At 37.8% G+C, this 1258-nt stretch carries 1 protein-coding gene and 1 pseudogene; both read left to right on the top strand.

Going from position 1 to position 1258, the window contains the following annotated elements; translation table 11 throughout:
- Positions 1-73: 73 nt before the first annotated feature.
- Positions 74-361, top strand: a pseudogene (locus KTQ90_RS13820) (recombinase family protein); the annotation flags it as partial.
- 194 nt (positions 362-555) lie between these two features.
- Positions 556-1104: an ORF6N domain-containing protein gene (locus tag KTQ90_RS13385; RefSeq protein WP_254359730.1), complete on the top strand. Its 549-nt coding sequence runs from the start codon at positions 556-558 to the stop codon at positions 1102-1104.
- Positions 1105-1258 lie beyond the last annotated feature (154 nt).

Genomic DNA, 1258 nt, shown 5'->3' with positions numbered 1-1258 from the left:
TTAGATGCATTTGTATAAGTAGGTACAAAACTATAATGTAATTCGAAACTTTATATTACGATAAAAGAGCTGTATTCACATACAAAAGGAACAGCTTACATTATTGGACGATGAAGGAAGTCCGTCCCTCTTTGCCCCGATAATGATAGCCACGCTTTCAACCTGTGCGCAATTGGAACGTGATAATATCTCATTCCGATTGCAGTCAGGACGGAAGCGGTATATAGAGAAAGGTGGAAAACTCGGACGCAAGATAGGCTTTGTAAAAACGGAAGAACAGATGAAAGCCGAATGTTGGGAAGTAATAAGTCTGCTCCGCAAGGGATATTCCGTTCGGGATGTGGCAAAGTTGAGTGGTTAAGGGGTAAGTACCGTACAACGAGTGAAGCGATTAATAAAAGTACAATCATAGCAATAAAACTATTAATTTTACGTTCTTTTCAAAAAGGGGTTGTGCGATAGTGGCTTAAAGGCTAAAAGCACTACCTTTGAATGCTGTTAAATTTGGTAATGTTCAAAGTCACAATTTGTGATTTTGGAAAAATGAATATACATATGACAGATAAAATAGAAAAAAATGAGAGCAGCGAACTGACCACAAAAAGTGACCAGTTTGTTGGTGTTGACAATATAGAGCCTCTAATAAAAATCATTAGAGGACAACAAGTTATGCTTGACCGTGACCTTGCCACACTTTATGGCGTTGAAACAAAGCGTCTTAATGAGCAAGTAAAACGCAATATTAAACGATTTCCTAAAGATTTCATGTTTCAATTGACCAAGGACGAATGTTTAAGGTCGCAAATTGCAACCTTAAACGAAGGACGCGGACAACATTTGAAATACATGCCTTACGTATTTACTGAAAACGGAGTCGCTATGCTTAGTAGTGTTTTACGTTCTGACACTGCGATTGAGGTGAATATTCGAATAATGCGAGCTTTCACTTCAATGCGTCACTTTTTACAGAACAATGCCGAAGTGTTTCAGCGTCTCTCGACAATGGAATACCATCAATTGGAAATGCAACAACACTTGCAAGAATCCGACTCATATAGGAGCATCCATAAAGGACTTGGGCAAAAAGTGGTTTGGCTTCTCTAAGATGGAGATACTTACACCAGACGAATTGGTAGAACGAATCAATAGAGGGTAATACATACGAAAATTTCAAGAAAAAGAACTTAATACATAAATATAAAGTAAACCTGTTGGCGGAATTAATTTAGTGCATACTTAATTCTGCCAATGGGCTTGT

The organism is Leyella stercorea (assembly GCF_019052365.1).
GTDB lineage: Bacteria > Bacteroidota > Bacteroidia > Bacteroidales > Bacteroidaceae > Prevotella.
The sequence above is the reverse complement of the archived record's forward strand: the minus strand, read 5'-3'. Positions and strand labels throughout refer to the sequence as shown.

Coding starts and splice junctions, on each gene's coding strand:
- KTQ90_RS13385 (WP_254359730.1), top strand. CDS start 556: ATGACAGATAAAATAGAAAAAAATGAGAGCAGCGAACTGACCACAAAA.